The 20784-nt window shown below is 25.5% G+C and carries 24 protein-coding genes; 18 read left to right on the forward strand and 6 right to left on the reverse strand.

What is annotated here, in order from left to right; genetic code table 11:
- Positions 1–25 precede the first annotated feature (25 nt).
- Positions 26–481 (forward strand): HIT family protein, encoded by a 456-nt coding sequence (locus ACKTTQ_RS18325; RefSeq protein ID WP_408050027.1) that lies wholly within the window; start codon positions 26–28, stop codon positions 479–481.
- A 222-nt stretch (positions 482–703) separates the two neighbouring features.
- On the opposite strand, the gene ACKTTQ_RS18330 is transcribed toward ACKTTQ_RS18325, so the two are convergent.
- Positions 704–856, reverse strand: coding sequence for a hypothetical protein (locus ACKTTQ_RS18330; protein WP_299136365.1), 153 nt, complete (start codon positions 854–856; stop codon positions 704–706).
- A gap of 314 nt (positions 857–1170) precedes the next feature.
- Positions 1171–1440 carry a hypothetical protein gene (locus ACKTTQ_RS18335; protein ID WP_408050028.1) on the reverse strand — a complete coding sequence of 90 codons (270 nt, stop codon included), beginning with the start codon at positions 1438–1440 and terminating at the stop codon, positions 1171–1173.
- 125 nt (positions 1441–1565) lie between these two features.
- Here ACKTTQ_RS18335 and ACKTTQ_RS18340 point away from each other — a divergent pair, with 125 nt between their 5' ends.
- The 4 genes from ACKTTQ_RS18340 (at position 1566) to ACKTTQ_RS18355 (ending at position 4290) form a co-directional block, all read left to right on the forward strand.
- A complete protein-coding gene (locus ACKTTQ_RS18340; RefSeq protein WP_408050029.1) occupies positions 1566–1871 on the forward strand; it encodes a hypothetical protein in 306 nt (101 codons plus the stop codon).
- A 670-nt stretch (positions 1872–2541) separates the two neighbouring features.
- Positions 2542–2754 carry a Thoeris anti-defense Tad2 family protein gene (locus tag ACKTTQ_RS18345; protein WP_408050030.1) on the forward strand — a complete coding sequence of 71 codons (213 nt, stop codon included), beginning with the start codon at positions 2542–2544 and terminating at the stop codon, positions 2752–2754.
- A gap of 202 nt (positions 2755–2956) precedes the next feature.
- A complete protein-coding gene (locus ACKTTQ_RS18350; protein WP_113785431.1) occupies positions 2957–3580 on the forward strand; it encodes a hypothetical protein in 624 nt (207 codons plus the stop codon).
- A 233-nt stretch (positions 3581–3813) separates the two neighbouring features.
- On the forward strand, positions 3814–4290 hold the full coding sequence (locus ACKTTQ_RS18355) for a hypothetical protein (RefSeq protein ID WP_408050031.1): 477 nt from the start codon (positions 3814–3816) through the stop codon (positions 4288–4290).
- Between the two features lie 150 nt (positions 4291–4440).
- On the opposite strand, the gene ACKTTQ_RS18360 is transcribed toward ACKTTQ_RS18355, so the two are convergent.
- Together ACKTTQ_RS18360 and ACKTTQ_RS18365 are read right to left on the reverse strand one after the other, a co-directional pair.
- A complete protein-coding gene (locus ACKTTQ_RS18360; RefSeq protein ID WP_158530806.1) occupies positions 4441–4611 on the reverse strand; it encodes a hypothetical protein in 171 nt (56 codons plus the stop codon).
- Between the two features lie 1321 nt (positions 4612–5932).
- Positions 5933–6211 (reverse strand): hypothetical protein, encoded by a 279-nt coding sequence (locus ACKTTQ_RS18365; RefSeq protein ID WP_408050032.1) that lies wholly within the window; start codon positions 6209–6211, stop codon positions 5933–5935.
- 263 nt (positions 6212–6474) lie between these two features.
- Here ACKTTQ_RS18365 and ACKTTQ_RS18370 point away from each other — a divergent pair, with 263 nt between their 5' ends.
- A complete protein-coding gene (locus ACKTTQ_RS18370; RefSeq protein ID WP_408050033.1) occupies positions 6475–7023 on the forward strand; it encodes a hypothetical protein in 549 nt (182 codons plus the stop codon).
- A gap of 749 nt (positions 7024–7772) precedes the next feature.
- Here the strand turns inward: ACKTTQ_RS18370 and ACKTTQ_RS18375 are convergent.
- Entirely contained in the window at positions 7773–7901 is a 129-nt protein-coding gene (locus tag ACKTTQ_RS18375; RefSeq protein ID WP_255405269.1) for a hypothetical protein, read from the reverse strand.
- Between the two features lie 235 nt (positions 7902–8136).
- Between ACKTTQ_RS18375 and ACKTTQ_RS18380 the strand changes: the two genes are divergently transcribed.
- Entirely contained in the window at positions 8137–9276 is a 1140-nt protein-coding gene (locus ACKTTQ_RS18380; protein ID WP_408050034.1) for a metallophosphoesterase, read from the forward strand.
- A 999-nt stretch (positions 9277–10275) separates the two neighbouring features.
- Here ACKTTQ_RS18380 and ACKTTQ_RS18385 read toward each other — a convergent pair.
- Positions 10276–10473, reverse strand: coding sequence for a hypothetical protein (locus tag ACKTTQ_RS18385; protein WP_408050035.1), 198 nt, complete (start codon positions 10471–10473; stop codon positions 10276–10278).
- A 1089-nt stretch (positions 10474–11562) separates the two neighbouring features.
- Between ACKTTQ_RS18385 and ACKTTQ_RS18390 the strand changes: the two genes are divergently transcribed.
- The 11 genes from ACKTTQ_RS18390 (at position 11563) to ACKTTQ_RS18440 (ending at position 20760) form a co-directional block, all read left to right on the forward strand.
- The gene (locus ACKTTQ_RS18390) at positions 11563–12132 is read left to right on the forward strand and encodes a DUF4870 domain-containing protein (protein ID WP_408050036.1); all 570 of its coding nucleotides are present in this window, start codon (positions 11563–11565) and stop codon (positions 12130–12132) included.
- A 25-nt stretch (positions 12133–12157) separates the two neighbouring features.
- The gene (locus ACKTTQ_RS18395) at positions 12158–12892 is read left to right on the forward strand and encodes a CPBP family intramembrane glutamic endopeptidase (RefSeq protein ID WP_408050037.1); all 735 of its coding nucleotides are present in this window, start codon (positions 12158–12160) and stop codon (positions 12890–12892) included.
- Complete coding sequence (locus tag ACKTTQ_RS18400; RefSeq protein ID WP_408050038.1) at positions 12876–13727, forward strand: CPBP family intramembrane glutamic endopeptidase; 852 nt, start codon at positions 12876–12878, stop codon at positions 13725–13727. Before ACKTTQ_RS18395 ends, ACKTTQ_RS18400 begins: the two co-directional genes overlap by 17 nt.
- A 261-nt stretch (positions 13728–13988) precedes the next feature.
- Positions 13989–16178 carry a tetratricopeptide repeat-containing sensor histidine kinase gene (locus tag ACKTTQ_RS18405; RefSeq protein ID WP_408050039.1) on the forward strand — a complete coding sequence of 730 codons (2190 nt, stop codon included), beginning with the start codon at positions 13989–13991 and terminating at the stop codon, positions 16176–16178.
- Complete coding sequence (locus ACKTTQ_RS18410; RefSeq protein WP_408050040.1) at positions 16178–16915, forward strand: LytR/AlgR family response regulator transcription factor; 738 nt, start codon at positions 16178–16180, stop codon at positions 16913–16915. The genes ACKTTQ_RS18405 and ACKTTQ_RS18410 overlap by 1 nt, the downstream gene beginning before the upstream one ends.
- Before the next feature lie 127 nt (positions 16916–17042).
- Positions 17043–17609 carry a hypothetical protein gene (locus ACKTTQ_RS18415; protein WP_408050041.1) on the forward strand — a complete coding sequence of 189 codons (567 nt, stop codon included), beginning with the start codon at positions 17043–17045 and terminating at the stop codon, positions 17607–17609.
- Between the two features lie 35 nt (positions 17610–17644).
- Positions 17645–18031 carry a hypothetical protein gene (locus ACKTTQ_RS18420; RefSeq protein WP_093871919.1) on the forward strand — a complete coding sequence of 129 codons (387 nt, stop codon included), beginning with the start codon at positions 17645–17647 and terminating at the stop codon, positions 18029–18031.
- Positions 18032–18182: 151 nt separating this feature from the next.
- On the forward strand, positions 18183–18533 hold the full coding sequence (locus ACKTTQ_RS18425) for a hypothetical protein (RefSeq protein WP_408050042.1): 351 nt from the start codon (positions 18183–18185) through the stop codon (positions 18531–18533).
- A gap of 1 nt (position 18534) precedes the next feature.
- The gene (locus tag ACKTTQ_RS18430) at positions 18535–18780 is read left to right on the forward strand and encodes a hypothetical protein (RefSeq protein WP_113785445.1); all 246 of its coding nucleotides are present in this window, start codon (positions 18535–18537) and stop codon (positions 18778–18780) included.
- Positions 18781–18856: 76 nt separating this feature from the next.
- Positions 18857–20392, forward strand: coding sequence for a PA3715 family protein (locus tag ACKTTQ_RS18435; protein ID WP_408050043.1), 1536 nt, complete (start codon positions 18857–18859; stop codon positions 20390–20392).
- Positions 20389–20760, forward strand: a complete 372-nt coding sequence (locus ACKTTQ_RS18440) for a hypothetical protein (protein ID WP_408050044.1) — start codon at positions 20389–20391, stop codon at positions 20758–20760. Before ACKTTQ_RS18435 ends, ACKTTQ_RS18440 begins: the two co-directional genes overlap by 4 nt.
- Positions 20761–20784: the final 24 nt, after the last annotated feature.

Raw genomic sequence — 20784 nt, forward strand, 5'->3', positions numbered from 1 at the left:
TAGTTAGATAACATTTTAATAAAATATGAGTAATTGCATTTTTTGTGATATAATTAATGGAAAAGCACCTGCTTTTAAAATTTGGGAAAATGAAGAGCATTTGGCATTTCTCTCAATTTTCCCAAATACAGAAGGTTTTACAGTTGTAGCAACGAAAAAACACTTAAGTAGTTATTGTTTTGATTTAAAGGATGAAGAATTATCAAAATTAATAATCGCTGCAAAACAAGTGGGAAAACTATTAGATGAGAAATTAGATGATGTGAGTAGAACAGGACTGATAATGGAAGGATTTGGAGTTGATCATACCCATGTTAAACTGTTCCCAATGCATGGTACTTCAGACTTGAAAACTTGGAAGCCTTTTTTATCAAAACAGGTAAAATACTTTGAGAAGTATGAAGGTTATATTTCATCGCATGATTGTGATAGAGCAAGTGATGAAAAATTAACGGAAGTTGTTAATAAAATAATTAATTAAAAATGTTATCTGTTAAATACTTGTTATTTCTAAGTTAGAATAGAATCCCAATTTGTAGATTACTAATTTAGCAAACTATATAATACTTAGATCTATATTTTTATAAAATATTACTTACCACAAGAGCTTCAAATTGAGGTTCTTTTTTATGTGCAAGATTTAAGTAAATTAAAATAAGTGTAAATAAATGGTGAAAAAAAAGCGGGACTAACCCGCTATAATTTAGAAAGGACAAAGACATACTCTCTGTGAAAACACATCTATACAGCCATTGTTAGATTGTTCTCTCGTACAGTATTTACCTCTTGAACCATTAATAGATTTAAGTTCCGTTTTGTTTAAGGCAGTACCTAATTTTGAAATGTTCTTTAGCATGATTTAAAATTTTTAGTTTATCAAAAATAACATTATGGTAGTCAGTTTCTTAAAAATAAACCTTACAGAAAGTAAGGATAAACCATAAAGTAAATATTAAAGTAAGTGTAGTTTCTATATTTTCAGAAATACGATAAAAAACCAATAAATAAGTAGAATGAGTAGAAGGGGTATTCTAATTTGATTGTGTTTTTTATTTTTTTTCTCTGGATAAAAATAAAAGAATAGGATATAAATTAATTAGAACTCCCCCCAACATAATATAATCACGTAATTTCATAGGAGGCAAATATATAATATTAATAAATCAGTAGTTAAAAAGTGAATAAAAGAAATACTATAACAAGAATTAAGGAGATAAAGAAAAGTATAATTTCTGTTTTTCTTTCTTTATCTGCTTTCTTTAAAATAGCTTTTTTAATTTTTTCTATTTGTTTCTTACCAGGACTAGGGAAAACTAATTCATCAGTAATTGATTTATTATTCACAATCCTTCTATTATCTTTAAATTTTGGTTTATCTCTTAGTCTTCTATTATTTTTTAGACTAGAGTTAGCACTGGCAATAAATCCTTCTCCTGGCATAGCGTATAATTTAATGAATAACAATTCATATAATTAGTATAAGAAAAATATGAAGTGTTACAAAAACCTGTAATTAAAATAATATGATTTTTAATGATAAGGATACCACAGATATAATCAAAAAAATGAAAGTTGTACATAAACCGAAAGCGAAATATTTCTCAGACCACTTAAAGTTTTTATATGGAATAAAACTTAAAAATAATGAAAGAAAAAAGCTAAATAAAGGTAGAACAATAGTTAATCCTAGTATTCTAGTAGTATTGGAGCTATTGACTTTATGCGTTACAATAATCGCGTTATCCTTAAACATTACTGGTTTTACAATTGAATCTAAATACGTTGATAACTTAAAACTGACTACCATTAGTAATCCTATTAGTAATAACAATGCTCCCAACTTTTTCTTTGACATAAATTTAATGGGGTAAATATAAGTAAACAATAAAACAGTAGAATTATGAATAACAAAAATGAAAATAATAAAATGGTTTGTGATTGTGGAAATAATAGTTTCTATGTTTACATAAAAACAATCATAGATGATGCAAGATTGTATTGTACAAGTTGTAGCTAAGAATTATAAACAAACAGTAGTTATTTCTTTTTAAGTTTTATAAATCAATTAATTGAGAATATAATTAAAAGTATAAGTGGAGTAAGGATAAATAAATCAAAAACAGCAATTTGATTATTGTCATAAATTCTAATAGAAATAGAAATAATCAATAACAGGCAAGCAATTGAAAGGCTTAAATAGTAGTTAGAGTTGTGAGATTCTTTTTCATTCATAAACCAAAAATAATAAAAACAAAATAAAGTAAAAGTGTAGGTTTTCAAACCTATAAAAAATTAAAAATGATGACTAACAGACTCGAAATAAAAAGAATAATTCTAGGCCATAGTTTATACTCTTCCTTGCCTTGTTTGTAGAATATCTTAGGATAAAAAGAAGGTCATAACATTATTAAAGACATAATAACTAAACAGAAATCTTTCATAGAAATTTTTCTTTAAAAATAGTTAAAACTAAAAAAAATAAAATAGTAGCGTATTAAGTTACGCAAACAAAACGCAAAAATTAACGCAAAAACGCAAAACATGGTATTTGGAGAAGCATTTGAAAAAGTTAAAGAAGGTAAATCAATGAGGTTATCACAATATAGTGAAGATGTGAGAATTAAAGCTCAATATCCTAATGAACATAGTAAAATGATAGCACCGTATTTATACGTTGAAAGTCGTTTTGGAAATGTTCCTTGGAAAGAAAATAATATTGAATTGTTTTCTGATAAGTGGGTAGTAATCGATTAATCAAATTTAAAATAAAAGAGAATAAATCAAGTAAACCTAAGTCCGTTATCACGAGCCTTAGATATTTTCGTGTGAAGTTGTTTTTTTTAATAAAGATTAGTTTCATGATTAACAAGTTCATACATAGATTTGTAGTGAATGAAAAAAAACACTATATTTATCTGATTAGGGGGGACTTATAGTTTGTAAATAATTTAAATTTATGCTTAAAGTCCAAAAAAAAATTAACCAATTAATTAATAAAAGACAATATTATAATAGTTATTTTAATCGATGTATCAATAAATATAAAAAAATAGAGAATTACTATAGTTTATATGAAGAGTTTAAAGGGGAAATTAAATCTGTTAAAACCTCTGAAATAATTAATCATTCTTCCAAAATATTTTTTGGTGTGGATTTATATGACGCTAAAAAAAATATTGATGTACCATATAGGTTAAAGGTAAACAAGAAGCTATGTGATATTATATTTTATAAGACAAAATTGGATTCACATAAAATTATAGTTGAACTACATTTTTTTAAAAAAAAATTAGTTTTTTTTAAGTATTTATTCCCAACCACAGTTAATAGACCTAAAATAGAAGAAAGGGTTAAAAAAAAGTATTTAAAAAATAGTAATACGTTTTGTAATAAAAGTAATTTAATTGTAGATGAAAAGAATAATTATTTAAGAATAGAAAATGAGGTATCATTAACATTGAATTATTATTCTTTAGAGTTTGATTTTTTTAAATCTCTTAAAAAATATCAAATGATTAATAATTATGAAAACTTTCAAAAAAAGCAATATAGAACAAAGAAATTTAACGAAATAATTTAAGTGGATAGCTTAAAAACGTTATTTATCACCGAGCACCTATATAAGGTGTTTTTTTATATCCAAAATTTTAATAAAAAGATTATAAAATAAGTGTAGGTTCTCCGATACCTAAAAAACGAAAGAAGTTCATTGACATAATTGTGGTAAGAAAATTTTAAATAATATTTTTGAATAAAAAATATGTAATAGCTTATATTCATAAACAGATATTCTTATTTGAAAATATATTTTTAATGATTAATAAAATTACAATACGTTCTGAAATAAATGTCTTTTCAGTTTTAATCTTAATTATTGGAGGAATTGGAGCTATTATTATTATTGCAGGAAACTTTATATATGTAGGGATTTATGAAAAGAGTTTTTTGAGTTTATGTTTTTCATTGATCTTTTTAATAGCTGGAATATATAGTCTTTATTGTATTTTTAAGGTTGACATGTTAGAGATTACCAAATCGCACTTTAAAATTAAATCAATATTTGGAAGTACAAAGAAAGAAATATCCTTAACTTCTTTAAAAGCAATGAAAGAGATAGAAAAAGAAGGAGGAGGTGATGTAAATTTGAAATGGAAAGAATTAAATTTGTACGGGAAAGATTTTGAATATAAATTAACATCAATTACTTATGGTAACTATTTAGAATTAAAGAATGGTATTTCAAAAGAGTTGAAAAAAAATAAATTAGCTAGAATTAAAAAAAATAAATAAATCCATTACAACTCGATAAATAAACTTACCACAAAGCACTTTTTTTAAGGTGCTTTTTTATGTTCAAGATTTAAGTAAATAAGTAATAAAATAATTGTAGTTATTATAACAAAAGAAAGAAACCATTACAGTTCCTTTCTTTATCTAAATTTAATATGTGAACATACATTTCCAATAGCAGTCTCTTGGACTAAGACCTAAACCAATTAAAGCACCATTACAATAACAAGGAGTGAAGGGATTTGTGTCTTTACCTCCATTAATAGATTTTTGATCAGTTTTGTTTAGTTCAGAGCCTAAATTTTTAATATTTTTTAACATAATATAAAAGTTTAAATTTTTCAAATGAAATGAAAAATAAAGAGGAAAGTAATGAAACTTCATAAATGCAAATGATAAATGTATAAACGAATAAATAAACAGTAGATAAAACAAAAACTACCTTGAGCTATAGGGATAAAATATCCATATATGTAATAGTATTGGCAGTATTTAAAGTTAGGAGCAATTTTGTATAAGGGAACTGCAAAAAAAGAAATACTAATAAAATGAAAGATATTTAATAAAAGTAGAAACTCTTCTTGTCTCTATAAATTCAGTTTTAAGTTGTTCATAACTGTTTTTTATAAATTAAAAACAAAACAAAGAGTAAAACAGTATTAAAAAAGAAAAGAAGTAGCCCCCCGTGGAATACCTCTTTTCTTCTAACTAACCAACTATTTACTAAAAATGAAAAATCAAATTTTAAACTATACAGTAAATATAGTTTAAGATTGAAGTAAATAATTTGAGTATTTGATGAAAGGAAATTTTGTATAGATGAATGGTAGGTTATCTATAAGTAAAATAAAAAAAAGTAACGAGAAATAAATAATAATAGGATTACCAATTTAAAAAATGAAGCAGCACAATATTAGAAATTGTATAAACGTAATTTATAAAGAAAAAACTCTCATTAAATACAACTAAGTATTATTAATTAAGGTACAAGGGATTGAAAAAAAACAGTCAACCGCCCCTTAATTCAGTCAACTGTTCTAACCTTTAAGTACTTAAATTGGTTAATGTAAATTTTGGTTTAAATCAAGTTTTTAAACCTGCCAGCAAACATAATTAAGATTTTTAGAAAGCAATTTGAGTATTCGATTAACTGGACATTTGTATCGTTGAACAGTATGTTTTTATTAAGTTAAGGTAGAATTAAATAATTTGAATATTTGATGAAACGAGTGTAAGTGTAGTTTTTTGATATATAGTGTATTGGCTGTATTTAGGTAAGTAGTTGAGTAAAAAATAAAAGTAGTTAGCCAATCTTTTTTAAGTTTTCTAAAAATGAACAAGAGTTCATTTTGAAAGTAAGATTTAAATTAAATTATAGTATAATAAAAAGTAAGTAAATATTTAGTAATGGAGTTTATTGAAAAGGAAACTACTAATAGGAAACAAGCTGTATGTGTTATAAAAAAGAACCCACTCAAAGTTGAGTGGGAAAATTGCTATGAAAAAGAAAGTCTAAAAGGACGTCTCCTAAGACTTTGTAAATTAATGGATAAAAAATGGTATTATAAATAAGGGATAATACTGATATTGATTTAAGGGATAACCATTAATTAACTAAGTGAAAAGAGTAGATAGAAGACTGTTATGCTACTTCCCAATTTTCAAAATCATCATATATATCTTTTGTATTGTATCCGGTAGCAGAAAATATTTTTTGTTGTCTAAGTGCTATTGCCGTTAATGTTTTTATAGCTTTTAATCCATCAGAGTCAATTTCTTTGATTTTATCAATGTTTATAGTCGTACATCTATTTTGTAAAATATAATGTTCAAAATGAATAATGAAAGATCTAACAGTTGAACAATTGATTTTACCTTTTAAATAAAAAATTCCTTTTTTTTCTGTTATTTGTAAAGCCATGATTGATTATTTTTAATTAACTACTGTAAATATCTTGTATAAATGTAAAGAGTACTTGATTAATTCGGTCAATAACATTTGTATGGTGTTAAGTGGTTGTTTTTTAGTGTTTCATGTTGTTTTTTTGAAACATAAAAAATATGTTGTATAGTTAGAAAATAAATATGATAAAAGAAATAGTACTTCTTTGTTCTTTAAAAACATGTTAGTCAATAGATGTAATTGTGATAAGTTTTTGTTTGATATATTTGATAAAAAAATAAATGAAAAAAATAATAATTAACTCAAAATTTACTAGTCATCAAAAATTAATGCTTTTTCTTTTCTTCATTTTTACATTCGGAATAGGGGTACTTTATTTATTAGGTTTAATTCCTAGCGAAGAAATGAATACAAAAAGGAGTGATTATATAGCTATAGCCTTTTTACCAATTTCTGTATATATTTTTGCACTTTTTTTTAGTAAACAAGGAGTTGTAATAAAGGAACGTAAACTAAAGTATTCTCAATTTATATTTGGATTTCCATTTTTGATGAAAAATATTGAATTAACTAATATTACAGATATAAGTGTTTTATCAAGTTCTGGAGCTCAGAAATTTGCTTTCGTATCTGCAGGAAATCCAGATTTGGCTGTAAGTTCAGAAATTTATAAAATAGTTTTATTGAATGAAAATCATTCAAGTAAGTTTTTATTAATGATAACTAGGAAAAAAGATTTAGCTGAAAAAATGGCAAATGGTTTATCAAAGGAACTTCATTTAGAGTATAATATATATAGTCCTCCAATAGTTAGAAGACGTAGACGGTAAAAGTTATATATTAAAGAAATAGAAAAACTTTTTCTGAAGTACCTATAAAATTTAAAAAACCTTAATGTTTATTCGGTTAAGAATAATATTAAGGTCTTTTTGTGGGGAAGGGCTAAATAAATTTTTAAAACTATCTAATAAATATAGTTTAAGATTGAAGCAAGTATTATTAATTTTTGATTAAAAGCAATTCTGTATAGATGAACGGAGTATTGTTTTATTAATGTTCTATAAAAAAGTGAAAAATTAATGATAGTATTTATGAAAAGTATAAAAGAGAAGTTAAAAAAACTGCGTATTAACTTTTTGTGTGTGGGGGACGGGTTTTAATAAATTTAATATAGTTAATACGCAGAAATAGAATAGTCATTAGTTACTTTACTAATTTCATAAAAATAAAGAACAAAACAAATAGGTGGAATCCATCAATATTATATAAGTAGAAACCAGTAAATAACTACGTGAAAACCAGTAAAAAGAAGTGTTAAAAAGCACACTGAAAATCAGTGGGTTAAGTAGTGATCTAGATATGCTCATAAATGTATGAGCATATAAAAAAGCAGGTGATCTATTAAAAATATAATAGACCACCCTATACCTTAAGCCCGTCCCCACGGGTCTTAAACATTATTTTTTAAAGATAGAAAATAATTTTAAAATAAGAAGAAAATAATGAGTATTGTGAAATTATTACAAATAAAAATATTAAAAAAGCGAACTACTGTTCGCTTTTTTTTTAGATAATTTAATTAAAATGGACATGGTGAACATCTACCATCTTCCTCACATGCCCAAGGGCATGTAGTACCTCCACCAGAAATTAATGTTTGTTGTTGTTTTGATAATACTGATCCTAATGTTGAAATATTGCTTAACATGATATAAGATTTTAAAGTTTCTCTAACTTATAAATTAGATTATTTAAAAAAGAAGATTAAACCGTAAAATAAGTAAGGTTTTACCTTACTTATTTGTGGGCTATGAAATAAGTGACTTTAGAATAAGATTGAAGCCAATAATAAAGTATTTAACGATATAGATATTTGTATTGATAAGAGGAAAATTAAAAGAAAGTATATTTGCTGTAATCATTTGTTAATAATATTGAGATCTATGCTTAAAACCTATGTGTACATTGTAATCCTTCTTGTTAGTTTATCAAAAGTTTATGGTCAAAAAGCGATAACTTCTGAAGGCAGTTATAAAAATGAAAAACTTAAATTAAATGATGGCCCTTATATTTTTATTAAAAAAAAACAGTTAATAGAAAAAAAAATAATAGAGAATCAGGTTTTTACAAAAGTGTTAAAGAAGAATTCTTATGACACAATATTCTTACCAAATAAATCAGAATTTAAAAATATTAGAAAAATTGCTGCATTAAGTGATATTCATGGAAAGTATGAACTAGCTATTAAGTTATTAAAAGCAAATAAAATAATAGATAAAAAATTAAATTGGAAGTTTGGTAAAGGTCATTTGGTAATTGTAGGCGATATTTTTGATAGGGGAAATAAGGTAAATGAAATGCTTCTTTTAATTTATAAACTAGAGCAACAAGCAGATAAAAGAGGAGGTAAAGTACATTTTTTATTAGGAAATCATGAATATATGGTTCTTCATAAAGATTTGAGATATATTAATAAAAAATATCAAAAAACATCTGATTTGCTTGGTTTAAAGTATAATGAATTGTACAATAATAGAACAGTTATTGGAAGATGGCTAAGGTCAAAGTCTACTATAGTTAAAATTAATAACAATGTATTTGTTCATGGAGGTATTTCAAAAGATTTTATATCTCAAAATGATTTTAATCTTGAAGAGATAAATAGTTTAATGAGGAAATCAATTGATAGGAGTAAAAAAGAGATGAAAAGTACTGATTTTTATAAAGTATACTATGGTAAGAAAAGTTTAATATGGTATCGTGGGTATTTTAATGATAATTTAAAAGACAAACAGATTACTAATATATTAGAATCAATAAATTCAGATCATATTATAGTAGGTCATTGTTCTAATAAAGAAGTGGTAAGTTTATATGATAATAAAATTTTTGGTGTAGATTCAAGTATAAAAAAAGGAAAATATGGAGAAATTTTATTTATAAAAAACAATAAATATTATAGAGGAACTTTAGAAGGAGAAAAAAAATGTTTTGAAAAAAGGTTAGATCTAAAACCAGTCAAAAATAATATGTATGTATTTCTATTCCAAATTAGTAGACTTTTATATCTGATGTTTATTTAGTAAATATAAAATTATAAAAATACCTTGTAAGAGATGTTTTTTTATGATAAAAAAAGGAGTTATAATTTACTAGTAACAAAGAGATAAAAAATAAAAACAAACGACCTTGTAATATTTTTAAAGTGATTGAGAAATTTTTTAACGATAAATTTAAAAGCATAAAAAAAGCTCCCGAAGGAGCATTATTAAAAAAGGGAGGGAAAGTTTATATAACAAGTTAAAAAATATTAACCCTACTCTTAAATTTAAAAAATAATGAAAGAAGTGGAGTGATACAACATTTATGTATTACTTATGTTGTAAGCATATAGATATAATGCAAAAAAAAAGAAGTAGCCCCCCGTGGAATACCTCTTTTTTTTACTAACCAAACTATTTACTAAAAATGAAAAATCAAATTTTAAACTATACAGTAAATATAATTTAAGATTGAAGTTAACAACTTAAGTATTTGATGAAAAGAAGATTTGTGTAGATGAAAGGTATATTATGTATATATGAATTTAAAAGAAGAAGTGAAAAATAAAAAAATAGTTGGTCTATTCCTATAAAAGAAAAATAGACCAACCTAACCTCAAGCCCGTCCCCACGGGTCCTAATATTATTACTTAAATATAAAAGATAAATTTTAAGTTATTGAAAATGTAGTATGGAAGTAGTAGTAGTATTTGAGATAAATTAAATATTTTCAGTTGATTGAGTTATATAATTATACTAAAAAAAAGAAGTAGCCCCCCGCGGAATACCTCTTTCTCTTACTAACCAAACTATTTACTAAAAATGAAAAATCAAATTTTAAAACTATACTGTAAATATACTTTAAGGTATAAATACTTTGTATAGGTATTTGATGAGAAGGTATTAAGTATCGATGAATGGTTTATTATTGGCAAATAACAGGAAAGGAAGAAATAAAATGATAAAATAAAAGAAATATAAGTTACTTGGTTAAACTAGGAGAAAAATCGCCTAAATTAACTTTAGGCGATTATATAAGATCTACGTGTATTGACAAGATCCAGAAGTACAATCATCATTATCACAAATGCACCACTGTCCTGTAGGACATAAATTACTTTTTGAACAAGCACCCCCTGGGCCAAAATTCATATCATTTGTCAATTTCCTACTACCTTGAATTAATTTTAATTCAGGGTTAGTTAATGTTGTTCCTAGTTTAGATAACCTTCTTAACATATTAATATATTTTAAAATGTTTATCAAAATTATGTCAAACCTTAATGTTAAATTCTCTCTTTTAAAAATTGAACTAAATAAATTCATATTCGGGGAAGATTAATTAAAAAGCGTAATTCATTATTAGATATTTTTATTTTTTCAGCAAAAAAAAGAAGTAGCCCCCCGCGGAATACCTCTTTTTTTAACTAACCAAACTATTTACTAAAAATGAAAAATCAAATTTTAAACTATACAGTAAATATACTTTAGTATTTAAGTAGTTTATTGAAGTATTGGACAAAGTGAAATTATGTAACGGTGAATGGTAGTTTTTTACGTGTAAAGCAAGAATAAGCATAGTTTTTAAATAGAATAAAAATTAATTAAATTAGTATAAAGAAATAAGGTACTATAGTTATTTGTTTTATTAATTGATTAAGAGACTTTAACTTCTTTCATAGTGTATTATTTAGTGAAATTTATTTATGAATTAATGGTAAGTATGAAGTCCAAACAATAGTTATTCATGATAAAGGAAGTGAACCAAGTATTTTTCAATTAATCATAATAAGTATAAGTAGATTTTTAGTTTGGTTACTTTCGTAGGTCGTAGTGAAAAGGCAAATTCATAATGAAGTTTCTAAAACGTGAGTAATAAAAATATTAAAATAAAAAAAGAAGCAGTCCCCCACGGAATACTTCTTTTTTTAACTAATTAAACTATTTACTAAAAATGAATAATCAAATTTTAAACTATACAGTAAATATACTTTAAGGTATAAGTGTTTTATTTAAGTATTGGATGAGGTGGTGTTATGTGAAGATGAATGGTAGATTGACTATAAGTGAAATGAAAATAAGCGATAAAAAAAGAAAGCATACATCAATTTAGCATTGACTATTTTATAAATCTTAATTTTATTGATTGGAAAATGTGGTGTTTTTTACAATAGATATTTTATCAAATTCTTTTTAAGAGTTTAAAGAAAAAATGTTATTTGATTTTGAAACCCCTATATTTACTGAAGATGACATATAGGTGACATTTAAATGACGTGCTAATTACCATAGAAACACGCTAGATTTGCCCAAAGCAAAACATAGAAAATGAAAACAAAATCAATTAGCGAAAATTTAATATATCAACGAAAGTTAAAAGGGTTTACACAAGGAGAACTTTCGGACAAAACAACAGTTGGTATAAGAACAATACAACGTATAGAGAAAGGTGATGTTCAACCACATTTACAAACTATAAAATTATTAGCTAGTGGATTAAGTGTTGAGGTTGATGATTTATTAGTTCTTGATAATCCAAAAGAAGAAACAATAAAGCGTAAATGGATGCTGTTGTTACACGCATCACCTTTTTTAGGCTTAATTTTTCCATTTGGAAATATTTTGTTTCCATTGTTTACTTGGATAAGTAAGGCAGAAGATAATAAAATATATGATGAACATGGTAGAGCTGTTATTAATTTTCACTGCACAATAAATTTGCTAATAATAATATCGCTGCTACTATTTTTCCCTTTTCCTGGGGTAAACTTTTTTGGTACTGGTGCAGTATTTCTCTTTGGTATAATATTTAGTTTAAAAAATACAATGTCTGCATTAGATTCTGCGACTTGCTATTACCCTCTTTCAATTCCGTTTTTAAAGCCAAAACTGACATAGAGTTTTAATTTTTTAATTGTATAATATGTTAGGATTATTAGTAATAATAGTAGTCTCTTGGGGACTTCTACATCTTATTCTGAATAAGAACATTGAATCGATAGGTATTGTGCCTAGTGGTAAGCGAACCATTCAGTTTGTAATTGGTATGGTATTTATTATGATCATTACTTTATTGAATATCTATATAGAAACTATTGTTTTGGATATAGATTGGAAATTACAATATAGTATTAACTACCACTCAATTCTTAATTCATTTGTTTACCATTTGAGGTCAGCATTAACAGAAGATTTGGTATTTAGAGGAGCAATACTTTACATCTTAATTAATAAGTTAAGTGTTAATTGGGGACTTTTAATTTCTGCTTTGTGCTTCGGTATTTACCATGTATTCTCTTATGGTTTAACAGAAGCAAGAATTATCACAATACTATACGTTATTCTGATAACTGAATTTACGGGCTATGTTTGGGCATACACATTTCATAAAACAAGATCTATTATGTTAGGTTTAGGGTTTCATTTAGGTATAAACCTAATGAATACATTTTTCTTTGAGTCACAACCTTATGGAGAATTGATCTTTAAAGCAATAAGTAAAACACAATTAACTGATTGGAGTTGGTTAGGTTTTAACCTTTTCAAAGGTTTATTCCCTACAGTTATAACTTTGTTTACTGTGAAATTATCATTGAGTTATGATTTAAATTTATTCAAAACAAAACAATCAATAATAAGCAATGAAACTATTGTTTAAAAAGTATCCAACAGGAGCTAAATTTGTTGTAGCGATTATATTTTTTATTGCTGCATTATTTGTAAGTACATTAATTAATAAAGGTTTAATAAAACAGTGTATACCGTATGGGGCACCTTTGTTATTAGTTTTAGCGACTTGGGTTTTATATAAAATAGAAGGGAAGTCTCTAAAAGAGATTGGACTTAATTTTAATATTAAAAATATAGGATTCTTATTTCTAGGGATTTTAATAGGGATATTGGTTTTCTTAGGAGCAAAATATTTAAGAGGATTATATGTTGGTGAAGTATTTGAGGTTTCAACATCAATTAATTTTGAAGTAATATTGTTTGCATTCTATTTTATATTACCACAAGTAGCAACTGAAGAACTTTTATTTAGAGGCTATTTGTTTAAGAAAACAATAGAAGTATCTAATGTAGTTGTTACTAATATTATTTTTTCAATCTTATTTATGCTCATACATGTTGTTGATGAAGATGTATTACAAAATAAAGGAATGATAGTTATGCTTATTATTACAATTCCAGTTGGACATTTATTGTTTGCGACTGCCTTATTAAGATCAAAATCGATGTTTTTTCCAATCGGACTTCATTTAGGGAATAATTGGGCAACTAGACATTTAATTTCTAATACTAACTCGAGTAAAAGTATTTTATTTATTCCAGATATAATAACTTTTGAAACTTGGACTCCATTTATTATTACACTTGCATTGTTTAATGGTATATACGTATTTCTAATATTGGTTATTTGGAAATGGGATAAAATATTAAAGCATTTGAAGATATTGATTTACAAAAAGAAAGCTAGTTTATTTAAAAACTAGCTGACTTATTCTTATTAAGAATTCCCTACAAATCTTAATAACATATAGTAAACTTATATAAAAAGTATATGAAAAGAAATAAGTAATTACCCTTGTCTATTTATTAGGGATAACCATTAGTTTATTGGGAGTAACCATTAAGAAAGGAGTAATGGAAAGTTGTATTTTGAAAGAATAATTTAATTAATTAGTATAGATGTTGTCATAATATAAAAAATTGTAGATTTAGCACTTCTTATTATTTTAAAATAAAAGAACTTTATGAGCCCTATAAATAAATATATTCTTTGTCTGTTAAGCGTTTTGTTTTTTGTAGGAAGCATGCAAGCTCAAAATAAAAAGATAGATAGTTTAAAAAAAGAGTTAAAAACATATATAAAGCATGACACTGTTCGTGTAAAAATACTTAACCATTTAGCCTATTACCATTATAGAAATAATCCACCTCAAGCAATAACTTATGCTGAACAAGCTGGAGAATTAGCAGATGAAATACAATCTGTAAAAGGAAAAGCAAGAAGCTTTTATATGAAAGGGATTATTTATATGGAACAGGCTGATTTTAAAGTAGCTATTGAAAATTATGAAAAAGCAACAAAACTTTATAATTCAATAAACGATATAAAAAGTATAGCAGGCTGTAAAAATGCTTTGGGCGTTTTATACAATTATAAAGGGAACTCCACACTTGCTTTAAAGTATTATAAAGAAGCATTAGCAATAGATGAAAAGCTAAGTGTAAAAAGAAATATACCTAATTATCTTTATAATATAGGGGATATTTATTCGGATAATGGAGAGTATGAAAAAGCCTTAGTTAACTTTAAGAAGGCTTTAACTATTTTTACTAAAAATAATAATGAATATGGAATACTTAGTTGTTGGAATGCGATGGCTATAGTGTATATTGAACAGGGGAATTATCCTTTGTCTTTAAGGTATCATAATAAATCATTAGATGTAGCTGAAAAAGCTAAAGATTCTATAGGTATTTTTCAATCGTTTAGTAATATTGGAAACTTATATAGAAAACAAGAACTTTATGACAAAGCATTGAGTTTTTATAATAAGGCCTTAACTATTCATCAAGCTAATTATAATACTAGAAATATAATAGCAATTAAAAACAATATTGGAAGTATATATATTAATAAGAAAGAATTTACTAAAGCAATTGTATACTTTAAGGAGTCCGTTAATATTAGTAGAAAAATTAAAAATAATCAAGATCTAGCAATTAGTCTTATAAATCTTGGTTATGCTTATATCGAAATTAAAGAAAATTCTAAGGCTTTAATATATTTTCAAGAAGCAAATGAAATAACTAAAATTAGCCAAAAGAAATACGATTTGATAGGTTCTTATTTAGGAATTGTAAATGCGTATTTTAACCTAAACAAATATAATTTAGCCTTGGTTAAGGCAGAAAAAGCTGTAGAGCTAGCAAATAAGTATAAACTTTTAAAGCATCAACGAGATGCATATAAATTTCTCGCTAATATAAACTATAAATTAGGGAACCATGAAAAAGCATTTATAAGCTCTCAAAAATTTAAAATAGCAAATGATAGTCTTTTCAATAAAAAAAATATAGAGAAAATAACTCAGTTAGAGTATGAATATAAGTATAAAAATGAATTAGCATCAGCTGAAAAAAGAGAGTTAAGGTTAACAAAAACAATAAATACAAAGTCTCGAAGTTTAGAAAGAACACAGCGTAATTTATTATTGGGAGTTATCGCTTTTTTAATAACGACGTTAGTTTTAGGAAGTATAATTTTCTTTTTAAAGTTAAGAAATGAGAAATCTAAAACTCAAAATATTGTTATAGAACAGAAATTACTTCGTTCACAAATGACACCGCACTTCATTTTTAATTCACTTTCAGTATTACAGGGAATGATATTAAATAAAGAAGAAAAAACATCGGTATTTTATTTGTCAAAATTTTCAAAATTACTTCGTATTACGTTGGAAAATTCAAGAGATAAAATAGTTTTACTTTCTCAAGAACTCATTGCAATAGAAAACTATTTAGCACTTCAAAACTTAGAGAATGATTCATATGAATATACAATTTCAGTAGCAGATGTTATAGATACTTCATTATTTAAAATTCCACCTATGCTTATTCAGCCATTTGTTGAAAATGCTATAGAACATGCATTTGTAAATCAAAAAGAAGATAGAAATTTAAAGGTTCATCTAGATTATACAAATAAAGAATTAATTTGTACTATTATAGATAATGGTATTGGTATTCTTGCCGAAAATGAAAAGAAAGAGAAAAATAAAAAATCATTGTCTACCACTATAACCTCTGAAAGATTAAAAATTTTAGCAAAAGATTTTAAAATGAAAGGCTCCGTAGTTATTGAAGATAGACAAAAATACAATGCCCATGGCACTATAGTTACTTTATCAATTCCTTATATAAAAGAAGACGTTTAATGAAAGCATTACTAGTAGAAGATAAAGCATATATTAGAAAAGCTTTACGTAATTTATTACAATTAATTGAAACGGATATTGAAGTTATAGGAGAATGTGAATCAGTAAAAGAAGCTGTTGTTGTAGCAAATGCATGCAAACCATCCCTTATTTTTTTAGATATCAACCTTATTGATGGTACGGGGTTTGATTTTTTAGAGCAAACAGAAAATTTATGTTTTAAAGTGATTTTTATTACTGCTTATGAAGAATATGCATTACAAGCTTTAAAAATTGGAGCAGTAGATTATTTATTAAAACCTGTTGATATTGAAGAACTACAAATAGCAATACAAAAAGTTACTAGTTTACCTTTAGCAATACAAAAACAACAAATAAAAACTGTAAAAGACGTTTGGAATAATGAAGACTCTAAATTAGTATTATCTCTTCATGATAGTTTTCAAGTAATAGATTTAAACGAGTTGTTATATTGTGAATCTGATAAAGGATATACCACATTTTATTGTAATAATGGTAAAAAACACGTAGTTTCAAAAACTTTGAAAGAATTTGAAGAACGCCTTTCTAAAGCCAGTTTTACTCGCCCTCATCAATCATTCATGGTTAATTTACAGTTTATAGATAAGTATGACAAATCAGGTGTTATTCATTTAAAGAATGGAAAAAAAATACCTGTTTCTTCTCGAAAAAAAGATAACTTCTTAAATACTTTTTTAGACTGGAATAATAAATAATTTTTTTGTTACAGATATTCTATAAAGTATTGCACTTATTTATTTAAAAGCATCGGAAATAGATTTACTATTTCTCAGGTCATTCTTGCTCTGTACTTTTAGTTGTGGAAAATATAAACACGCTAAAATGAAAAGATTCAAATATATCTTTATTACCGGAATACTAATCTTATCAATGTCATGTGGTGATAAGGTTAGTAAACAGCCTGCAAATAGTAAGGGATTTACGATTATAGAAGATGAACTCAAAAAAAAGTTTGGAGTGAATGCTTATTATACTGATTTAACGATAAGTTATGATAAATCTATGGGGAATCTTATTGGGGTAACGGTTACTAAAGCTCCAGAGTCATTGAAAATGGGGCAATGGAACTTAATGCAAGGTAACTGGAAGCAGAACTCAGAGATATATTTAGAAGTTCCAAATGGAAATGAAGCTGCAGACTTTATGTTTCAGTTAAATGAAAAAATTAATTTATCAACATTGGGGGAGTTAGTTGAAAAAGCTACAAAAGAATTAAAAAAACAAAAAAATATAGAAAACGTAGAATTAGATATAGCTTTTATTAAGTTCCCTAAAAATGGAGAAATTTTTAAAACCGAATATTATGTGATTTTAGAACCCAAAAATGGAGGAACAACTTTCAAATTTAGATATACGATAGATAAAGAGTTAATAGAAATGAATTACTAATTATAAAATTTGATAAGAATATAAAAACAATAAAAATGGAAAAAATAGTTACAATTAAAACTGAATACAATTCTTTAGAAACATTACATAATTTTTTAAAAAATGCATCATCATTTGAATGCTCTAAAGAGTATGACAAATGGGAGGTAAGAACAGATGCTAATGGACAAATGGAGCAATGTCTTGTTCTTAAAAAAAGTGGAATGCATGCTGTAAAACTATATTTTCCAAGAGAAAATACAGTGAAAATAAGTTATATCATTCCAAATTCATTTATGAATGCTTATTTTGGTAAAAGTGTAAAAGCACGAAGAGATATTCTTGAAATTGTTACAGGGAAAATAAAAGAAGCATTGTTAGCACCTGCGCAGAAAAAAGCTTTTAAAGAATTGGAAAAGGTAGTTCATAAAGCTACAATGTAATAATGCTATGTAAAACTAAAAAACAAACGTTGATAATGTAAAGGAATATAGAAAAACACAATTTATTAGCGTAGATCTAAAACAGTTATTTTTTTTAAGTAAAGCAAATTATTAGATGTATTGTGTAAGAAAAAAGATAATCTAAAAATAAATGAAAATCTTAAAGCAAATTATAATTTATTGTATTTGGACGCTTGTAGCATTATTAATAGGTATTGGTTACATGCGTTGTGTACAGGTTGTTTTGGGAGTCAATGAGATACCTGTTAAAGGTGGGGGGAACTTATTACACGCTTTTTTTTATTGGGGAGCTATTTATGTGGGATTAATTATTGGAGTTGTTATAGCCCTTTTATTTATTTTTTTGGATGTTTTTTATCTTAAAAAGAAATTGAAAAAAAATATGGAAGCTACAATCATTCGTTTTCTGTTTCTTACACTAATAACAATGTTTGTAGGAGGAGTACATTATGTGTTAGAAAAAGTTATTGATGTAATTTAAAATGGAAAAGAAGGAAGAATTACAATTGGTTTTACTAGAATTTGTAAAAAGAGGAAATTGTTTTACTCAAAAAACAAGAGAGGTTCTTTTAGAATATAAAAAACTTGGGGGAACTCAAAATGATGTAGTAAAAGTGTTATATAAAATGAAAGAAGAAAATATTACTAATCAAACAATTCAACATGCTGTAGATGATATTTTAGACATAGCTACTGGTTATTGTGGTATAGAGATGAGAGTTTGGTAAAAATGAGCAAAGAAAATTAATTATTGAGACAATTAAAGGAGAGTTATTTATAGAAAGGATAATGTTTAAAAACCAAATGAATAAGGTAGTATTCATATTTGTATGTATTGTATTTCACCATTTTTGTTATGCTCAAGTTGATTATAGTGAAGATTGGGGGAGATATAATAGAAAACATATTAGTAATGAAAGTTCAATTATTGATGTTACTAAACAAATAATTTATAAAAAAAACTTAGCATCTTTATTAAAAGGTACTTACCCAGGTTTTAGTCCTGAAAAAGAAATTATTCCTTTATATGGTCTTTTAGGCGATAGTTTTAATAAAATTGAGTTTGTTTTTACTGAAGTAAAAAAAAGTAAAAACGATCATTCTTTATACAGGGTAAAAGGTAAAACAAAATGTAATGGAAGTATTAATGATTTTAAAGGTGAAATTACTTTTAAAAAAGTAATAGCTAATACTTCTAATGTACCTGTTGAAGTTGCTTTAATAGGAACTTATAAATTAATTGAAAATTCTAGAGGAAAAGATTCAGGCGCATATATGGGGCAATTAAAAATGATACTTTTTACTAATAACATCTATGCTGATGATGTTTCATTTGATATGGATGCTACCTATGAAGATGGAGCAGTAAGAGGATTTGTAGGAGTAAAGAAAAATTATAAAGAAAATAGCTCACAAAGTTGTATTTGGGGATTTAGAAGATTTCCTTATAAATATGCAAAACACTTTGATATTGGAGATGGAGAGGAAGTAATAAATTTAAAATATGCCAAGCCTTGGTTTAATTTTTCCAAGAAAAAATGGGATAGTATAGTAAATGAGAAGGATAGAAATTTTTATTTACATACTAGTTATAAAGATAAAGGGATTCATACTTCTAATGAAAAATATATAAAACCAGAAAATGTTTCTTGGTATAAGTTAAACTCTATTGAATTAGAGAATAGAATAATTAAGACCTTAAATTTAAGCACTAATAAAATTGAAGTCAAATTACAGAAAGAACTTTCTAATAATGAAACTCTAATTATATTGGGTGAAGTTGAAGGAGCTATTTTTGATACTGATGATTATAGGTTAACAAGTCATATTGTAATCGTAAATTCAGTAACAGGAAACATTAAAAATTACTTTTCAGAAAACTCTAAAGGAAACGGTTGGATTTCTAATGCTGAATTTATAGATGATATTCGTATTGATACTAAAAGATATGAATTATCTGTAGGCATATTAACTTTTGGAATTATAACTAGTTTCAGAACAAGTTCTCAATCTAATCCTTACCGTAGTAACTATCTTTCACTGTATACAAAAGAAGGAAACAAGTTAAAGAAAGTACTAGACAATATAGTATTAGATGAATATTCAGGAGAAGCTACTGTAAATAAAAATGCTTGTTATTCTAATATAAAAACTAAAAAAAATGAATTGGTTGTCAGAAAATCTGTTACTAATGGGTATCACGATATTCTTATAGAAAAAAGACAATGCAATTTAATTTCAGAAATTAATTCAGAAGGAGACTGTAATCAGGTAGAAAAAGAATGCGAAAAAAAAACTTTTATTCTTAGATATAATACTTTAGAATATAAACAGAGGTGAATAGAGTAAAATTTATTTATAAAGTATTATTTATAGTAATATTAAGTATTGTTGTTTTAGGTATATGTTTTTATAATTCAATGACTTTTTTAAAGTCATATAAAAGTCCTGATGGAAATTTTGAGTTGATTATAAAAAGGAGTGATTTAGATTTTTTTACCTCAACTATATCAGGAGATGGTTCTAGTTTTTATGTAGAAATTGTTTTAAAAGATGCTCAGGGAAGGGTAATTGGTTCGACCAGAAATAATAATAATTGTGCTATTTTTAAAGATAGTATTGAGGTGCATTGGGACATAAAAAATAATGAAGTACGCTATGGAAGAGGAAAAACAATTAACCTTAAAACAGGCAAAGTATTATGTTAATAAATTAGAAAATAGAAAGACATA

This window comes from Tenacibaculum halocynthiae, from assembly GCF_964512825.1.
Lineage (GTDB): Bacteria > Bacteroidota > Bacteroidia > Flavobacteriales > Flavobacteriaceae > Polaribacter > Polaribacter halocynthiae.